Genomic DNA, 21,007 nt, shown 5'->3' on the forward strand with positions numbered 1-21,007 from the left:
TATAGGTCAAACATTTTAGAAGAGCCGTATGATGGGAGACTATCACGTACGGTTCTGGGAGAGGCTTGGGGTGAAATTCCCCTTGTCTACTCGATATAAAGTGCGTTTTTTACTATTAAATAAAAATAACTTTGAGTTAACTTTTATAAGATAGTTTTATATTTATTTCGATCATTGAATAAAATAAAGACCAAAAGTTAATATAAAGTTAAAAAACCTTTTGCTAGGTAACAATATCGTTTTAGGAGACACATACTTTAGTAACAAAAGTTTAGTTTTTAAACTTGAAGTTCAGATTAGAAATTAGTTTTCGAAATAACTTAGATAATTTTGAAGCATATATACGAATGTCACTTTTAAAATTTCTTAACAAAAAGAAACTTTGGGAGTGCAGGAGGCGAAGCTTTGTTTATTTCTTAATTCAGTAATTTATATTTCGAAGTTTCCCGTAGTCTTTAGGTATTATGTTATTAATAGTAGTATTGCACTAATCAATCATCATTAATTTATGTCAAAAATTTTTAAAAATGGTTGGCACGTCCTGTACGTAAGATCATGCCAAGAGAAAAAAGTTCATCAGCTTTTACAAGAAAACCATATAGAGTCTTTTTTGCCTTTAACTAAAATCATTCGTAAATGGAGTGATAGAAAAAAAACTATGTTAAAACCACTATTTCCTTCTTATATTTTTGTAAATATTAATTCTCTTTCAGAATTACATAAGGCTCTTTCCGTAGATGGGGCTTGTTCCTATATATCTTTTGGTAGGGAATATGCTTTGCTTAAGAAGGAAGAGGTAAAGCAAATAAGGTTTTTAGTCGATCAAAATGACATCTCAGACGTTAAAATTTATTCAGAAGTTCTAAATGTTGGTGATATAAGAAGTATAACCATTGGACCGCTGATGGGATTACAATGTGAAATTCTCAAAGCGGATAACATTAATAAAATGATTGTTCGGATAGGATCTTTACAACAAAATATTATCGCCACCATTTCCATAGATTATTTGTCAAAGCTATGTTTAATATAAAGTCTTATTTTATTTAGATGATGAATCCTTATGATATACTAAAGCTATATTTGTATTTAGAAAATATAAATAAATGAAAAACAATATTTTATATTTATAACTAGTTCTTAAAATGAGTTTAGGTCGCTTTATAGAAAAAAAAGAAAAATAAACAGTTCTAAATATAGAAAGTATATTTAATTTAAATCTATATGAAATACTTTCTGGTTAGACTGGATTCGGTTATTTAAAATAATAATAATTTAGTGTCAATACCAATTTTTTAAATATGCTCTAAAGATAGAAGAATGTATTGCCCATCAAGAGGTTTTATTGTTTTTAAAGTACTCAAAATGATGAGTAATAATCTTTTTGTTACTATTCACAATGTGGTTTTTGTAAAAATTAAAAAAGATGACGCATAGTTATTTGTAAAAAATAAGAAAATAAAATTTGGCCAATTGTATTAAAATAAATTTCAACAAAATAGAAACAAATCTTATAAATTAGATTTACTCATGTAATACATATATGACACTAATTTTGATATTAATAGATTAATTCATCAAAAATGACATTAAAACCTATATTTAAATTATTGGAAAAATTATCACCTAGTTTAACAGCTAAAATTGTTTATTATTATATCTCAAATCCTAGAACTAAAAAGTTTAGACCTTTCGAAAAGCCGATTTTAGAAGAAGCCGAGAAAAGTATTATTACTTTTAAAGGTTTTGATATTGCAGTATATAAATGGGGAGAGAGTGAAAAAAAAGTATTGTTAGTACATGGTTGGGAAGGTAGAGCTTCCAATTTTGGTGCGATTATTCCTAAATTACTAGAATATGGATATCAGGTTATTAGTTACGATGCTCCCAGCCATGGAGATAGTACAAAGAAAAAAACTAATTTTTTTGATATACCCAAGTTAATTGAAGTTTTTTTGAAAAAGGAATCATACGATCTCGTGATAACTCATTCCGGAGCTTCGGCGATGACTTTATTGATAATGAGTAACCTTAAATACTCAGGAAATAAAATGGTTATACTTACAGTTTATGATAAATTTGAAGACTATATAAGTCAGATTATAAATTATTTTGGACTAACTATGAGGACAAAAACTAAATTTATGGACTTGATTCGTAAAATAACTAAATATGAACCATCAGAACTTCAAGCTAACCTTTTTGTAAAAAACATAACTATAAAGAATGCAATCTTTATTCATGATAAAGGAGATAAAATTGTTTCTGTCGAGAATTCTAAATTTGTTAGTAGCAATATGCCTGGTTCCAAATTTTTCGAAATTGAAGGAACCGGACATTTTAAAATGCTTTGGTCCGAAAATGTAGTTAATATTATTGAGGAACAAATTTTAAAAACTAATAATCTTTCCTAAGTATAAATTAACGACTGTTTTTTATTATACACTAACAAACTGAAGTTAGAAAGAAACTGATCAGATAACGATTCTTTAAAATCGATTTAAGTTTTAATCTCTGAAGGTTTAATTTTCCGAGGATTGCCTCTTATTAAGAGGAAAGTTTGAAAACCTAATATTTTCATTGAGGAGATTAGAATTCAAGTTAGATACTCCGTCTACTTGAAAATAAGCAGTTTATTGAAAAAAAAAGAAGCATTATTTAGCGATAGACTTACCATAGTTAGAGTGAATTAACGACAACATTAAATTCAGAATCATTTTTTCAACAAAACAAGCAAAAAAAACTTGTTTAGATTAAGAAGCATGTCTTTATATTATCAGTGGTTTAAAAATATATTGAAATTAAATTGAATATGAAAATTCAAAAAAAAGAAGAAAATAATAAGACAATTTGTGCTAGGAAATATTCTTTAAATCTACCTCATTTGTTATCAGGAGCCATGTCTGAAAATTGGCTATTAAAGGAATTGGGAGATGTTCATTGGGCAATGATATTTGATTCGTTGGGAGTTAAATCCGATAAATTAGTAGATAATAACGGTGATCGATTATATGCAAGTTTTGTAAGACTTAAATGGGAAAGCGATGCTAGTTTAAAAAGTTTTAACGAAAATGAGGAAATAAAATTAAGTAGTGAATTGTCTCACTACGGAAAAAAAACTTTCTTTAGTGATAGTGAAATTGTTGGTTCAAACAAGACATTAAAAGCATCATTAATGTCCGTTTTTTCAGCAAAAAAAAGTGATAACAATGAGAATCTATCTGGGGGAGCTAATTTGAATGCTAGGATTATTAATGTTCACAAACACAAAAAATTACCAAAATTAGCTAAAGAATATTTGGCTATTAAATCATCCTTATTTTCATCAAAGCATTCTGAATTTAAAAATGATAATACTCTCAATTTATACGATACTGATTTCAATATAACCAATGATAAAGTTTTTTTCTCCAAGAGTTATCTTATAGATGCCTATGATGACATTAATGGCGTAGGACTACTTTATTTTGCAACGTATTCTAAGATTAGTGACAAGTGTGAACTTTCTTATTTTCAACAAAATTATATTGGAGTCATTAGTGGATATAACTGGGCAGACCAGAGCTCATGTATTGCGCGAGATATTCATTATTACGGTAATGCTAATGCTAATGAAAAGCTACTATATAATTTAGAAGATTGTTATTATATAAACCATGATACCATACAATTGAGGTCTTCATTGTATCGAGAAAAAGATAAAGTATTAATAGCAAAGATTTTCACGATTAAAAAATTAGCTCAACCACTTGAATTAGGATGTAGTATTGATAACAGATTTAAAACTATTAATAAAGAGAAAGTATCAGATGGATATGCTGAAAATTATCCTTCTTCAAAAGAATCTTCAGATGTTAAATTAATAAACATGAACGATTCAGAAAAAAATAAAATTAATATGACTGATAATAAAGGAGTTATTTATAATAGAGAAATTATAAATAGACTTATTATCGATTTTTTCTCATCTATGTTTGAAGAAGAATTTATTGATCTGACTACAGATTTAAGGCAGATTGGCATTGAATCTATTGCATATACAGAGCTTTCAGAATATCTAAATAGTGAATGTAATTTAGAAAGTAATCCAAGTAGATTTTATGGATTAAATACTGTTAACGAGATAACATCTTATTTGATTGATGACCATGACACTATAGGTTATCAAATAATTAAAGACAATAATGAAGTAAAAAAAATAAAAGGAAATAGTTCTTCAGAGGATATAGCTATTATAGGAACTTCCTTTCGTGTTCCAGGAGCTAATACCAAAGAAGAATTATGGGAACTTTTAAGTAATAATAAATCTGCCATATCTGAAACGCCAAAAGACAGATGGAATTGGCCGGATTGGATAGAATTAGATGGAAAGCATAAAGGAATTAATAAAGGGGGGTATATAAAAGATTTAGATAAGTTTGACCCTTTGTTTTTTAATATTTCTCCTAGAGAAGCAGAATTAATAGATCCACAACAAAGGATTTTACTTGAATTAACATGGGAGTTATTAGAGAATTCTGGCTATAAAGCATCTGTATTAAAAGATAGTAATACGGGAGTGTTTATCGGGGCAAGTGGTTGTGATTATGAGTTATTACTTAAAGATCAAATGTTGACCGAAAATAATTCATCAGCTACAGGTACTTCTTTAGCAATCCTAGCTAATAGAATTTCTTATTTTTACGGTTTTGAAGGTCCAAGCCTACTACTGGATACAGCATGTTCTTCTTCATTAGTAGCAATTCATGAAGCTGTTAAAGCATTACAAAATAAAGAATGTGATCAAGCAATAATTGGAGGAGTTCACTTAATGTGTCATCCTTCAAGGAGTTTAGTGTATTATGAATCTAATATGCTTAGCGTAGATGGTAAGTGCCAAACTTTTGATGAAAAGGCAAATGGTTACGTTCGTAGTGAAGGAGCTGCATTAGTATTTGCCAAGCCAATTTCTAAAGCAATAGAAGATGGAGATGAAATCTTAGGTATAATAAAAGGAACATCAGTTAATCATGGAGGTCAATCAGGCGGACTCACCGTGCCAAATCCTATTAAACAACAAAGTTTGTTAGAAGATGCTTATAAAAAAGCGGCTATTGACGTTTCTGAGGTTAGTTACATAGAAGTACATGGTACAGGGACAAGTCTTGGAGATCCAATAGAGGTAACAGGATTAACCAAGGCATTTAATAGTTTATTGAAAAAAACTGCAAGCATCCCTAACATTTCTCCAAATTGGTGTGGAATTGGATCTGTGAAATCAAACCTTGGGCATTTAGAAGCAGCATCAGGAATGGCAGGCGTTCTGAAGGTGCTACTATCCATGGAGAAAGGATATCTTCCAGCATCTATAAACTATAATAAGTTAAATCCAAAATTAGAATTAACAAATAGTCCTTTTTATGTCCATAATAAATTAAAGAGATGGCAATCTGGTGTTATAGATAAACCTCTTATAGCAGGTGTCAGTAGTTTTGGAATAGGAGGAGCTAATGCACATATTGTTATAGAGGAATATATTCCAAAACAAGAGAGCGAATATATTGCTACAGCTCGATCTATTATTTTATTATCAGCAAAGAATAAAGACCGATTAAAAGAACAGATAACTAATTTATGTGTTTTTATAGAAAGACAAGAAGCTGCTAATTTATATGATATAGCTTATACATTACAAGTTGGTAGGGAGTCTATGGAAGAACGTTTAGCTTTTGTAGTCAATGATATAGAAGAATTACAAACAGTATTAACAGAATACCTAGAAGGACATTCAACTAATAGTTTTAGCGGTAACATTAAAAAGGAAAAATCAGATTTTATTCTCAAAGGAGAAACTTATTTGAGTGAAGCATTAGAAAGTAAAGAGCTATCTTCTTTAGCTCAATTATGGGTAAAGGGTGGGGATATTGATTGGGGTTTATTATATGATAAGAACAGTCACCCTAAAAAAATAAGTTTACCTACTTATGCTTTTGCTAAAGAACGATATTGGATTCCAGAGGCAGAAGGGAGTGAAATAATAAGTTCAAAGAGTTTTCTTCATCCATTATTACATTCGAATAGTTCTAATTTGCAAGAACAACGTTTTACAAATGAGTACACAGGACAGGAGTCTTTTTTATTAGATCATAAAGTAAGAGGGAAAAAGGTGTTGCCAGGCGTTGCTTATTTAGAGTTAGCCAGAGCAGCAGGGTTTATTTCTTTAGAACGTTCTATTACGCAACTCAAAAATATTACTTGGTTAAGTCCTATTCAAGTTGATGAATTTCCAGAGAAGGTACAGATTAATTTATTTGAAGAAGGAGATTTTGTAGGTTATGAGGTTTATAGTGGGTCAGAAGAGTCTGAGGTAATTCATAGTCAAGGTCGTCTCTCTACAGGTGTTTTGTCGGAAGTTTCTTCATTTGATATTGCGGCAATCAAGGATCGCTTTACCTATGAGAAACCAGGATCAGAATGCTATGTATTATTTAAAGAATTAGGTTTGGATTATGGCAATAGTTTTAGGGGTATAGAAACATTGTATTATAGCAATACAGAATCATTAAGTAAGATAAGTCTACCTATAGAATCAGCTTATGTTTTACAACCGGGTATTTTAGATAGTGCCTTGCAGACGTGTATAGGTCAAAGTTTTCTAGAAGAAGGGGTAGTGTCGTTGAGTTTACCCTTTAGTGTTAAGGAAGTAAATATTTATGGTGAAATAAGTACGACAGCTTGGTGTTACGCTAGAAAGAACATTAGTAGTAAGGAAGATAGCAAAGTAAGTAGTTATGATATTGATATATTATCAGATACAGGAGAAGTATTATTATCATTTAAAGGTTTAGCATTCCTAACATTAGATGGTTATCAACAGGTAGATGAAAAGCTACAAGATTTTGATACTATTACAAAAGACGAATTAGGACTTCATTTATATAGTAATGGTTGGGAAAAAGGTGCATTAGTTTCAGATAAATTTCCGAGTGAAGAATCTACTTCATTAATAATATTAGCAGGTGGTTCGGTAAGTTTAGCGGATAAGTTAAAAGAAACTTTGGAAGAAGAGGTTATTACAATAAATGCATCTACAGAGTTAGGATATTTCAATGAGGTTTTAGGTTTGATTAAATCTAGATTAGAGTTGAAAACACAAATAAAAATTATAGTTATATACCGAAACAGTGATTATGTTGATTATAGTTTTATAAGTGGTTTATTAAAAACTGCGGAAATAGAAAGTCCAAAATTTAGCGGAAAAACAATAGGAGTAGAAAGTTTGTCAATTAAAGAGTTAGATAGTTTAGTCTCTATTATCGGTGAAGAACATTTAGATACCGCTAAAGAAGTTCGTTATTTCAGAAAGAATCGAGAAGTTCGCAAATTATCACCACACACTTTGTCTCCAAACTCTACACCTAGTATAGATATTAAAGAGGGCGGTGTTTATTTGATTACAGGAGGAGCTGGAGGGTTAGGTAATATTTTTTCTAATTATTTATCAAAAATAAAGGGTGTTACAATAATTTTAACAGGTCGTAGTTCGAAAAGCCGTTTGAGTAAATCAAGCTTACAAGCTTTAAATGCTGTTTATCATAGTTGTGATGTAACTAATAAAGAATCTACAGATAGTTTCATTAAAGAGTTAATTGTTACTTATGGTAAAATAGATGGAATAATACATAGTGCAGGAGTTGTTAGAGATAGTTTCTTACTAAATAAAACTCAAGAAGAATCTTCAATAGTGCTGAATTCAAAAATTTTAGGGGCAAAGTATTTGGATCAGGCGACGAAGGATTTAGACTTAGATTTTATGATTTACTTCAGCAGTGTAGCTGGAGTAATAGGTAATATTGGTCAAGGAGATTATTCGAGTGCTAACGCTTGGTTAGATTCTTATGCAAGTCATAGAAATAACTTAAGAGAAAAAGGTACAAGAAAGGGAATTAGTCTAAGCATTAATTGGCCATTGTGGAAAGATGGGGGGATGCGGATAGATGAAGAGAGTGAAAAATATTTGAAACAAAAATGGGGTATGGTTCCTTTACCTACATCAGAAGGAGTTAAAGTTTTTGATAATTTATTAGTGTCTTCACTAAATCAGGGTGTTGTAATTTATGGTTATTCAAGTCAGATATCAAAAAGTATCTTGAAAAAATCAATAAACTTAGAAGAGAGTACTAGTACAAGAAGTATAGATTCTTCAGTTTTGTTTAAGCAAGTCACTTCTAGTATAATGACATTAGTTTCGGATTTGCTAAAACTTGATATAAAAGAAATAGTGGAAGATGAGGACTTAGGTGATTATGGTTTTGACTCCATATCATTAACTAAATTAAGTAATAATCTCAACCAATATTATGATTTAGACTTAATGCCTACCTTATTTTATAATTATTCAACAATTGAAATCTTAGGAAAATATTTGATAGAAAATCATTCTGATAATTTATTAAGAAAGCATGATGCTGTTTTAGAAAAAGTATTAGATAAGTCAATACACTTAAAAGAGAGTATTAGTGAAACACCTACAGATTCTTCAGTTTTAGATAAACATGTTACTTCTAACATAATGACGTTAGTTTCTAATTTGCTAAAACTTGATATAACAGAAATAACGACGGATGAGGATTTAGGCGATTATGGTTTTGACTCCATATCATTAACCAAATTAAGTAATGACCTTAATCAATATTATGATTTAGACTTAATGCCTACTTTATTTTATAATTATTCAACCATCGAAGCCTTAGTGAAATATTTGATAGAAAACCATTCTGATAATCTGTCAAGAGCTCACGATACAGTGATAAAAAAGGCATTAGATAAGTCAAATATTTCAGATAGTTTTAAAGACTCTATTTTCCGAAAGCGGTCAAGGTTTTTAATTGACAAAATTGAATTAAAGAAAGAGTCAATAAAAGAGTCAATAAAAGAATCTTCAGAAAGAATAGCTGTAATTGGAATGAGTGGTCGTTTTCCAGGTTCTCCAAATTTAGATTCTTTCTGGGATAACCTAAAAAATAACAAAGATTTAATTGAAGAAATACCTAAAGAGCGTTGGGATTGGAAGGCGTATTATGGAAATTCTCAAGAGGTTGACGGTAAGACAAAGGCAAAGTGGGGTGGTTTTATAGAGGATGTAGATAAGTTTGACCCTTTGTTTTTTAATATTTCTCCGCGTGAAGCAGAGCTAATGGACCCTCAACAGCGTATCACTTTGGAGGCTGTATATCATGCATTAGAAGATTCGGGTTTAGCCACAAATGCTATTGAGGGTAGTAATACAGGTGTTTTTATAGGTGCTTCGAGTTCAGATTATTCTATGTTATTAGGGGAACAAAAGAATTTGACAAACCAAGCGCAGTTTCCTACAGGATCAAATCGTTCTATATTAGCAAATAGAATCTCTTACCTATTGGATCTGAATGGTCCGAGTGAACCTATAGATACAGCTTGTTCAAGTTCTCTTATCGCAATCCATCGCGCGATTGAGAATATTAAATTGGGTCATTGTGATATAGCTATAGCAGGAGGTGTTAATGCGTTACTTTCTCCTAATCTTACTTTAGCTTTTAGTAAGGCTGGTATGTTAAGTGATGATGGAAGATGTAAGACCTTTGATCAAAGTGCTAATGGTTATGTTCGAGGAGAAGGAGTTGGTATTTTGATTTTAAAATCATTAAGTAAGGCAGAAGCAGATGGGGATCATATTTATGGTGTGATTCGTGGGTCTTCTGAGAATCATGGAGGGAAAGCAAATACCCTAACCTCTCCAAATCCAAATGCTCAGAAAGAATTATTATTAAAAGCTTATCGTTCCTCAGGAATAGACCCTAGGGATGTAAGTTATATAGAAGCTCATGGCACAGGTACCCCTTTAGGCGACCCTATAGAGATAGAAGGTTTAAAGTTAGCTTTTAAGGAATTGTACAAAGATCTAGATTTAGATGTTTCGAAAAACCCTCATTGTGGTATAGGAAGTGCCAAGACGAACATAGGTCATTTAGAAGCTGCAGCAGGAATAGCTGGTGTGATGAAAGTGCTTTTATCATTGAAACATAAAACTCTTCCAGGTAATATTCATTTGGAAACTCCCAATGCATATTTGAAACTAAATGGCACTCCCTTTTATTTACTTCAAGAAACCAAAGAATGGTCAGTTCAGGAGGATAAAGCTCGAATAGCAGGAATTAGTAGTTTTGGATTTGGCGGGTCTAATGCTCATGTTATTATAGAAGAATATTTACAAAAGAAAAAAGAGATTTATACTAGTAATGCTCCAGCTATTATATTATTATCTGCAAAGAATGAAAATCGTTTAAAAGCTCAGGTAAAAAACTTATTAAGTTATCTTGAAGAAAACAGAGAGACTGATTTATATGATATAGCCTATACGTTGCAGATTGGTAGGGATTCTATGGAGGAACGGTTGGCGTTTGTAGCTTCAAATCTTGAGGATTTAAAGGTTAAATTGAATAATTATAAAGAAGTACAAACTGAAGGAGTATTTAGAGGTAATATTAAAAAGGATAAGTTAGACTTTTTGTTAGATGGAGAAGCAGGTCGAGGATATATCGAAATTGCAATTAGAAAGAAAGAGTCAAATTCTCTAGCTCAATTATGGGTTAAGGGTGTTTTTATAGACTGGAATTTACTGTATGGAGATAATAAGCTCAATAAAATTAGTTTACCTACCTATCCATTTGCCAAAGAGCGTTATTGGATACCAGAGGTAGTTGTTCAGAAACAAATAGAATCAGAACCATTTCCTCAAAAATTAAAAAGAGAGATTACTTTATTCGCCAATGACTGGAAAGAGATTACTCTAGAACCTGGAAACTTTCCAGAAGGAATTGTTTTGATCATAAATGCACATGGAATCAATAACTTACTTTCCTCATCACTAATTTCAACTATAAAAGGTTCATTGGTGGTTAATTCATACGAAATGGAATCTATTCCATATGAAAAGGTAAGTGCTGTAGTTGATTTAGGCGCGACTTCAGAGACAGATTATAACTGGGTATCTGTACTGCAAAAAGTAATTACTACTTCTAACAAAGAAAAAATAAAGTTGGTTCATATGAGTATATCTCAAGAACCTGCAATCGGAAAAGGTTTGTATCAAAGTCTTGATGCCGAATATAGTAAGGTTTCGAGTACTTGTTTGGAAATTGAGGATATATTAGATACTGAATCAGTTGTTAATATTCTTTTAAACTTGTTAAAAGCTTCTCAAAGTTTTGTCCGAATAAAAAACAGTTATAAAAATTGGGAAATACCTCAGCTGGAAGCTGTGAAATCTTATGAAATAATAAGCAAAACCCCTACCGGCCCTGTCTTGATAACTGGAGGGACACGTGGATTAGGAATGGCTTGTGCTAAACATTTAGTAAAAAGACATAATGTTACACAATTAATATTGTTAGGCAAAGAGCATTTACCAAAGAAAGAAGAATGGGAAGCTTATAAGACTAAAGAAAATTCGATAGGAAATAAAGTTCGTGATTTCCTTTATTTGGAAAGTTTAGGTGCAGAGATAAAAGTATTTAATACTTCGTTAAGCGATAAAAAAGGTTTGCAAAATACCTTTTCAGATATTAAGAAAGATTGGGGAGGAATCAAAGGGTTACTTCATTGTGCTGGTATTATTGACGTTAAAACTCCAGCTTTTATAAATAAATCAAAAGAAACTATAGAATTACTTCAGGAGCCTAAGGTAAAAGGATTAAATATATTGTATAGTGTCTTAAAAGAGCATGAGCTCTCATATGGTTTACTTTTTTCTTCTATATCGTCTTTAGTTCCTCGTTTGGGTTCTGGTAATTGTGATTACGCAATGGCTAATAGCTATATGGACAGTTTTGCTGTTGCTCATTACAAGGAAGGCTATAGAAGTATTCAATGGCCAAGTTGGAAAGAAATTGGTATGGGAGAGGTTAAGGATGGTATATACAGTGATCTTGGCTTACTTTCATTAGCAACAGAAGAAGGATTAAGTATTTTAGATCAAGCACTTTCTATTAAAAAAGAAAGTAGAATGGCAGTGCTTTCTCCAATGGTATATAACCCTGACTCTTTTAAGTTAGAAGACTTATTCACCGTTCAAAAAAAACTATTTAGCGAATATGTTGGTGTTATTAATACGGATAGTACTTATGTAAGTAATTGGTTAAGTGTGCAGTTAAGTGAAGTTTTAAAATTACCATTATCGTCAATGGAGTTAGATGTTCCTTTTCAGGAATATGGTGTGGATTCAATTTTGCTTGTTTCTTTAGTAAAGCAAATAGAGAAACAGCTTGATGGAATTTCATTTTCCCCAAATATTTTATTGGAGAACCCAACAATAGGTATGTTAAGTAGTTATCTTCTTACTCATCACGCCTTATCACTTTCAAAAGTGTTATCTAAAGAATTGAATTTCGTGCAAGAGCAACAAAATTTAAATGTAGAAAAGAAAGAGGTCGTTTCTCAAGTATTACCATCTTCAACAGCCCAAGAACCTATCGCAATTATAGGTATAGGTTGTCATTTTCCTGAAGCGGATAATATAGGAGAGTTTTGGGATAATCTTCAAAAGGGAAAAGATAGTATCAAAGAAGTACCATCTAGCCGTTGGTCTATTGAGAAGTATTATTCACCAGATAAAATAGCAGGAAAGAGCTATAGTAAATGGGGAGCTTTTCTGGATAACATCGAAGATTTTGATCCAGATTACTTTGGAATTTCGGCTGATTTGGCTTCTCAAATAGATCCATTAGAACGTCAATGGCTAGAGGTCAGTGCAGAGGCAATGGCAGATTCAGGTTATACTAAAGCGGAACTTTCAGGAAAATCGATTGGAGTTTACGCGGGAGCAAGAATGGGGGGGTTTTATAATAAATTAAAGAGTCTACATAAAGATTTTCTGGTAGGCACTGGACAAAACTTTATTACAGCACATCTAGCTCATATATACAATTTAAAGGGTCCCAATATGGTTGTGGACACAGCATGTAGTAGTTCTTTGACAGCAATAGATCTTGCTGTAAAAAGCTTAAGGCTAGGGGAAACAGAAATGGCATTAGCAGGGGGAGTAGATATTTTATTGGATGAAAATTATTTTATTGGGCTTAGTACTGCGGAGATTTTATCTGCAGACGGAAGAACAAAAACATTCGATGAAAATGCTAATGGTACTGGATTAGGAGAGGGTTGCGGTGTACTATTGTTAAAACGATTAAAGGACGCAATCTCCTCTGGGGATAAGATTTACGGAGTTATAGAAGGAAGTGCAGTAAATAACGATGGGAGAACCATGGGTATAACAACTCCTAATCCTGAGGCACAGAGAGAACTCATCGAAAAGGCTATTTTAAATGGAGAGATAGATCGTTCCACTATAAGTTATGTAGAGACTCATGGTACAGGAACTTTTATTGGAGACCCTATTGAGCTCAAAGGAATTACTGAAGTATTATTAAAAGGGAATAAAGGAAAACAATATTGTGGTGTAGGAAGTGTAAAAACAAATATCGGCCATCTACTCAGTGCAGCAGGAGTTGCAGGAATAATAAAAACAGTATTATCGATTAGTGCAGGTGAGTTACCTCCCACCTTAAACTGTGAACAACCAAATTCACGTTTTGATTTTGAAAACTCTCCAGTTTATCCGGTTAGGACTTCACAAAAATGGAAAGGTGTGAATGATATAAGGAGAGCGGGCGTAAGTGGATTCGGGCTTGGTGGTAATAATGCACATGTTATACTCAGTAATGCAGGTATTCCATTGGCTAATAGGGTAGAGGCTCCTTTTAATAAAAATAATATTCCATTTAAACGACAACGATATTGGCCTGAAGAACCTCAAATTATTAAAAATCCTAAGGATAAATTAGTTAGTATGGATGCTTATTTTGATATGAAGCAAACAAAGGAGGGAGCAGATTGGGTTTTTTCATTAGATATTTTAAACGATAATTATATAGTAAGAGATCATAAAGTACATACAATAAATATTGTTCCTGGAGTAACTTATTTGGATTTGATACTTCGTTGTAGTAAGGAGTTATTTGGAGAAATTTTTACTCTTAGTAGGGTATTGTTTATAGAACCCTTGGCTACCGATAAAAAGTATAACCGATGTTTAGAATTACGCTTTAGAAAAGGTAATCACTCTTTATACGAAGCTATGATACGCTCAAAACAGATAGATCATAATGGAAATGTAAATGGTGCATGGAGTAAACATATTCATTGTCGATTAAACATAAGGGAAGATAAAGAAACTTCCAGAATGGATATAAACTCATTTATTAAGACAAGTGAACATCAAATAGAAATGAAAGATGTTTACCAGTGGGCTAGATCTGTAGATATTGTTCATGAGGAATTTATGCAAACACGTGGATTGATATACCAAAAAGGACAAACAGAGTTGATGAAGTTGCATTTAAGTCAGTTATCAGAATCTTATAGGAAACATTTTTATTTACATCCAGCGTTTTTAGATGGAGCCACATTTGCTGGTAATTCTTTTTTTATATCTAGTAATATTGAAAGGCCCCCCTATATTCCTTTTTCTATAGCCGAGTTTAGCGTATATAATTCACTGCCTTCAACTATTTATGTATTCAGTAATAATCATGATTCTAAAAAATATAATAATTCTACAGAAATTGTAAAAACTGATATTAGTATTTATGATGAAACAGGAAACCTATTAGTCAAATTAAAAGACCTCGCAGTAAAAAAAATTCGTTATCCAGAGTTGATTAAGAATTTGTTAATCGGTGAAAAAGCAAAGCTAAAGGAATCGGTACTACAACTTCACAAAAGCTAAAAATAAACAAAATGGAAGTAAATCTTATACATGCATACTTACAGGAATTAATAGCTGTCACTTTAGAAAAACCAATAAATGAAATAGATATTGTAACGGGTTTTTTTGATTTAGGGTTGGACTCTAAAATGGTAACAGGGTTGGTAAGAGTTTTAGAAAAAAAAATTGGTCATGAGCTTTATCCTACATTATTATTTGAATATCAGAACATAAAGGATTTAAGTGATTATTTGTTAGAAGAAGGCAAGGGATCTTTCATTATTCCTGTTAAGAAGGAAATTTTAAATGTAGAAAAAATAAGCGACGATGATACGATAATTAAGCAAGACGAATTAAGTGAAAATGATTCACGATTAAACCTCATTGATGACATTGAGCATTTTGATAATATTTGGGGAGATACTCCAGATACAAATGAGTCTTTCGAGGTTCCTATTAATACAAAAGGACATATTGCTATAATAGGTTTGAGTGGACGCTATCCTGGAGCGAAAAATCTAGAAGAATTTTGGAAAAATCTAGAAGCTGGCAAAGACTGTATCACAGAAATACCTAAAGATCGTTATGGTAAAAAGGACTTTAATTATGAGCATACAAAAGGTAAATGGGGTGGTTTCGTTGATGATGTAGATAAATTTGATCCATTGTTTTTTAAGATAGCTCCTGTGGATGCAGAATTAATGGATCCTCAAGTTCGTTTATTTTTAGAAGAGAGTTGGAAGGCTATTGAAGATGCTGGTTATATTTTTTCATCAGAAGAGAGTAGAAATATTGGGGTCTTTGTTGGGTCAATGTTTAACTCCTATCCGACCGCAGCAAAAAGTAAAGAAACCACAGATAGACTATCCTTCAGTACTGGTTGGACTATTGCCAATAGGGTATCTTATCATTTAGGACTTACAGGCCCCAGTATGCATATAAATACAGCTTGTTCTTCGTCACTTACTTCTATTATACAGGCCTGTCAAAGCATTCAGAATGGATTTTGTACAGCAGCTATTGCTGGAGGAGTCAATCTAAGTCTTGATACTTCAAAATGGGATTATCTAAAAACATATAGGTTATTGGGTAGTACGGAAACCAGTAGGAGTTTTGGACAAGGTGATGGTTATTTACCAGGTGAAGGTGTAGGAGCTGTTTTACTAAAACCTTTAGCTCAGGCAAAGATTGATGGAGATCATATTTATGGCGTAATCAGGGGTGCAAATATGAATCACGATGGCTCAGGAAGTGGTTTTACGGTACCTAATCCAAAAGCGCAGACTACTTTGATAAAAAAATCTATAGAACAATCAGGATTAACTGCTCAAGATATTAGCTATATAGAAGCTGCGGCTAACGGTTCTGCTTTAGGTGACCCTATAGAAATAATGGCTTTATCAAACTTGTTTGCTAAGGGTGATAAAAAAACATATATAGGTACAGTTAAATCTCATATAGGTCATTTGGAATCTGCCTCGGGGATATCTGGCCTCACCAAGGTGCTATTACAGATGAAATATAAAACATTAGTTCCAGGTATTCATTCTCAAGAATTAAATGTTAATTTAGGTTTAGAAAGAACTTCATTGGAAATTACTAATGAATTAAAAAAATGGGAATCACTAGGAAATAGATTCGCAATGATAAATAATTTTGGAGCAGGAGGATCTAATGCCCATATTATTATTGAAGAATATGTCCCAAATCAAAGAATTAATTACACAAGTGAAATTCCTATTGTAATTGTATTATCAGCTAGTGATGAAAAGCGATTGAAAGAGCAGGTAAAAAACTTACTTAATTACCTTGAAGAAAACACTATTGTCAATATATATGAGATTGCATATACGTTACAGGTTGGTAGAGAGTCTATGGAAGAACGTTTATCATTTGTTGCTTTAGATCTTCAGGATATAAAGGTTCAATTGAATAGTTATATCGAAGGAAAAACCAAAGGGTTATTTAGAGGTAATATAAAAAAAAGTAACCAAGATTTTTTATTAGAAGGAGAGGCAGGAGAAGCATATATAAAAACAGCCATTTCTAAAAAACAAACTAATGCGTTGGCTCAGTTATGGAGTAAAGGAGTTGTTCTAGATTGGAAGCTGTTATATGGGGATACTTTCCCAAGTAAAATCAGTTTGCCGACCTATCCCTTCGCGAAGGAACATTATTGGATTCCTGAATTAATAGACTTAGAATCAAAATCTTCAACAAAAAATCTTCATCCTCTATTACATTTCAATAGTTCTAATTTAAAAGAACAACGTTTTACAAATAATTATACAGGTCAAGAATTATTTTTTTCGGATCATAAAGTTATGAATGAAATGGTCTTGCCAGGAGTGGCATATCTAGAGATAGCTAGAGAAGCTGGATTTATTTCATTAGAAAAACCCATTACACAATTACTCGATATTACATGGTTAAGTCCTGTTCGTGTAAATGGCAATCCCGAGGAGGTTAGTATAAGTTTGTTTGAGGAAGATGATTTTATAGGTTATGAGGTTTATAGTGGTTTAGAAGATTCTTCAATTATCCATAGTCAAGGTAAAGTGTCTACAGAAGAACTTACTTCAGTAGAGCATTTAGATATAGAAAACCTTCAGGTTACTTTGCCTAACCAAAAAACAGGAATTGAATGTTATGAATTATTTAAGGATCTTGGGTTAGATTATGGTTTAAGTTTTAGAGGTATAGAGAAATTGTATTATGGTCTTGAGGGTTCATTAAGTAAGATTAGTTTAATAAAAGAAGAAGGTTATGTATTACAACCTGGTGTTTTAGATAGTGCTCTACAGACTTGTATTGGTTTGATTTTTGTGGAGTTAGATATATATTTAAGTTTACCCTTTAGCGTTAAGGAGGTCAATATTTATGGAGATGTTGGAGATACGTCTTGGTGTTATGCTCGTAAAAGTGCAAACGCTAAGTCAGGAGGTAAAGTAAATAGTTATGATATTGATATGTTGTCAGATTCTGGTGCTGTTTTATTGAGTTTTAAGAACTTTATTTCTTTACCTATGTCTGGATTTAAAAAGAATGATAGTCCTAATAAAGAAGAAGATGTTCATTTATATTCTAATACTTGGACAGAGTGTTCTATAGTTCAATCGAATGTTGTTTCAGGATCTAAATCATTGATTTTATTGGCTGGTGGTTCTGTAGTTTTGGCAGACAAACTTGGCGAATTGTTAGAAGAAGAAGTAATGGCTATTAATGAATCTACAGAATTGAGCTATTACCATAAAGTTCAGAAAATTGTACAATCAAGATTAATTTTAAAAGAAGAAACGAACATTACAGTTATATATCCTAGCAGTGATTACGTTGATTACGGTTTTATCAGTGGTCTATTAAAGACAGCAGAGATAGAAAGTTCTAAGATTGTTGGTAAAACTATAGGGGTAATTAGTTTGTCAATCAGTGAATTGGATAGTTTAGTTAGCATTATCAAATCGGAAGAAGAGGTGCCAGGAAAAGAAGTTCGTTACACAGGAGGTAAACGCGAAGTTCGAGGTATATCAATGTTACCAATAACATTGCCTTCAGCTCCTAAATTAGTTATAAATATCAAAGAAGGTGGTGTTTATCTGGTTACCGGAGGAGGAGGAGGCTTAGGTCAGATTTTTGCTTCCCATATCGGTAAGACTAAAAACACAAAATTGATATTGACAGGTAGAAGTAAAAAATGCGCCTTATCCCCAAAAGAATTAGCATCGCTTAATGCAGTTTATCATAGTTGTGATATTACAGATAAGGAGTCAGTAAAAATATTGATTAGTGATATTGTAAATACTTATGGCTTGCTGGATGGTATTATACATAGTGCGGGAATAATAAAAGACAGTCTTCTATTTTTGAAAACCAAGGATGAATCATCGAAGGTTTTGGCGCCCAAAATTTTGGGAACAAAGTATTTGGATGAATTGACTAAAGATTTGGATTTGGACTTTATGGTGTATTTCAGCAGTATTTCTGGAGTTACGGGTAACGTAGGTCAAGGAGATTATTCTAGTGCGAATGCTTGGATGGATAATTATGCAAATTATCGAAATACACTTAGAGAAGAAGGTAAAAGAAAAGGGAAAACGTTGAGTGTTAATTGGCCATTATGGAAAGATGGCGGTATGCAGATAGATGAAGAAAGTGAAAAATATTTGCAACAAAAATGGGGTATGATTCCCTTACCTACCCAGAAAGGAATCAGCGCTTTTGATATTTTATTAGGTTGCTCAACAGATCAGGGTGTTGTTTGTTTCGGCGATTTAAATCAGATATCAGAAAAAATATTGGGTAAACATGAGGTAATTGATGAAAAAATTATAGAAAAAGAATTAAGCTCCTTGTCACAAACTCAGGTAGAAATAGAAGACCGTTTAATCGTTCTGATTAGTGGTTTATTGAAGTTAAATAAGGAAGACTTTGAATTAGATGTTGATTTTTCAGACTATGGAGTAGATTCGATATTGATGATGAATATTTTAAATGTCATCGAAGAATCTTTTAGAGTTGTTGTCGAGCCTACCGCCATCGTAAATTATCCAACAATTGGTTTATTGGCGAAATATATACAAAATGAAACAAATTATATTTCACAAAAAAAATCATATCAGAAACCATTATTCAATGTTAAATCTAAGGATAAAGTGTTTCAAAAGAGAGATAGTAAGCGTAAAATTAAGGCTAGGTTGAAACCATCTTCAAAAAGAGGTAAAGTAGCTATTATAGGAATGAGTTGTCGTCTACCAGAATCTGATACTATAGAAGAATTCTGGGATAATTTAAAAGGAGGCAAAGATTTGATATCTGATATTCCAAAGAATAGGTGGAATGCTATGGATCATTATTCCGAAACTGGGGAAGAGAATAAAGCATACACAACTAAAGGGGGGTTTATGAAAAACCCTGGGTTGTTTGATGCACGTTATTTTGGGGTTAGTGACGTTGATGCTATCAGTATGGATCCTCAGCAACGTATTATTTTAGAATTGAGTCGATCCCTATTAGCTCATTCAGGTTATAAGAAAGAAGAATTTTATAATAGTAATACAGCAGTTTATATAGGGGCAAAAGATAACAACTATGTTCGTAACAATTATCATTTACTTCCAGAAGGAGCACATCAACATACCATTGTAAATAATATTAGCAATATGATTGCGGCCCGTATTTCAGATTTTTATAATTTAAAAGGCACAAGTCAGATTATAGATACTGCTTGTTCAAGTTCTCTTGTCGCTATCCATCAAGGTTGTGAAGATATTCTTCAGGGTAAAACAGATATGGTAATAGCAGGAGGCGTTTCTGTAATGGTAGATGCATTTAATCACATAGGGTTTAGTCAGGCAGGAGTATTAAGCAAAGATGGTAAAAGTTACGTTTTTGATGAAAAAGCCCAAGGCTTTGTAATGGGAGAAGGTGGAGGATTAGTATTATTAAAATCTTATGAACAGGCAAAATTAGATGGTGATTCAATTTATGGCGTTATTAGTGGTTCATCAGTTAATAATGATGGTAAGACCATGGGGCTTACTGTTCCTAATAAAGAAGGCCAAAAGCAAGCTATTGAGCAAGTACTTTCTAAAACGAATATAGATCCTAGTGATATTACATATTATGAAGCTCATGGTACAGGAACTTTACTCGGGGATCCAATAGAAGTAAAAGCAGCTACTGAGGTATATCAATCACTAACAAGATGCATGTCTAAGAATCAGTATTGTGCAATTGGTTCTGTAAAAAGTAATTTGGGACATACAATGACAGGAGCGGGAGTTAGTGGGTTAATAAAGATTTTACTACAATTACAACACAAGACTTTAGTACCTACGTTACATTGCGATAAACCACATCCGAGATTTAAGTTTGAGGAGAGCCCGTTTTATCCAAATATTAATTTAAAACCTTGGGATGTATCAGGTTCAAAAAACCGCAAGGCTGCTATTAGTAGTTTTGGGTTTGGAGGTACTAATTGCCATATGGTTATAGAAGAGGGTGAAAATGATGTAGTGATTTCTCGAGAACCTTTAGCCATAGAATGTATATCAAATAATTATTATTGGTTAGGAAAAGAAATGATTATTCAAGATGTAAAACCATTGTTAGTAGAAGAAAATCTATTGAAAGTTTATTAATAGATATAAATAAAAGAAATATAGTTTTATAATGCTGATTGTCAATTTGTAAAAATAATTGATAGGTTAAATAAAATAAAAAAAG

At 32.2% G+C, this 21,007-nt stretch carries 4 protein-coding genes; all 4 read left to right on the forward strand.

The window, feature by feature from the left end; all coding sequences use genetic code 11:
* The first annotated feature begins 508 nt into the window (after positions 1 to 508).
* The 4 genes from CVD18_RS11070 to CVD18_RS11085 all read left to right on the forward strand — a co-directional run bounded on the left by CVD18_RS11070 (position 509) and on the right by CVD18_RS11085 (position 20,922).
* Positions 509 to 1,033 carry a UpxY family transcription antiterminator gene (locus CVD18_RS11070; RefSeq protein ID WP_103865509.1) on the forward strand — a complete coding sequence of 175 codons (525 nt, stop codon included), beginning with the start codon at positions 509 to 511 and terminating at the stop codon, positions 1,031 to 1,033.
* Positions 1,034 to 1,610: 577 nt separating this feature from the next.
* Positions 1,611 to 2,414 carry an alpha/beta fold hydrolase gene (locus CVD18_RS11075; protein WP_146052759.1) on the forward strand — a complete coding sequence of 268 codons (804 nt, stop codon included), beginning with the start codon at positions 1,611 to 1,613 and terminating at the stop codon, positions 2,412 to 2,414.
* Positions 2,415 to 2,812: 398 nt separating this feature from the next.
* Positions 2,813 to 14,803: an SDR family NAD(P)-dependent oxidoreductase gene (locus CVD18_RS11080; RefSeq protein WP_103865511.1), complete on the forward strand. Its 11,991-nt coding sequence runs from the start codon at positions 2,813 to 2,815 to the stop codon at positions 14,801 to 14,803.
* An 11-nt stretch (positions 14,804 to 14,814) separates the two neighbouring features.
* Positions 14,815 to 20,922 (forward strand): SDR family NAD(P)-dependent oxidoreductase, encoded by a 6,108-nt coding sequence (locus CVD18_RS11085; protein WP_103865512.1) that lies wholly within the window; start codon positions 14,815 to 14,817, stop codon positions 20,920 to 20,922.
* Positions 20,923 to 21,007: the final 85 nt, after the last annotated feature.

Origin of the sequence: Aquimarina sp. I32.4 (genome assembly GCF_002924285.1) — a bacterium.
GTDB lineage: Bacteria > Bacteroidota > Bacteroidia > Flavobacteriales > Flavobacteriaceae > Aquimarina.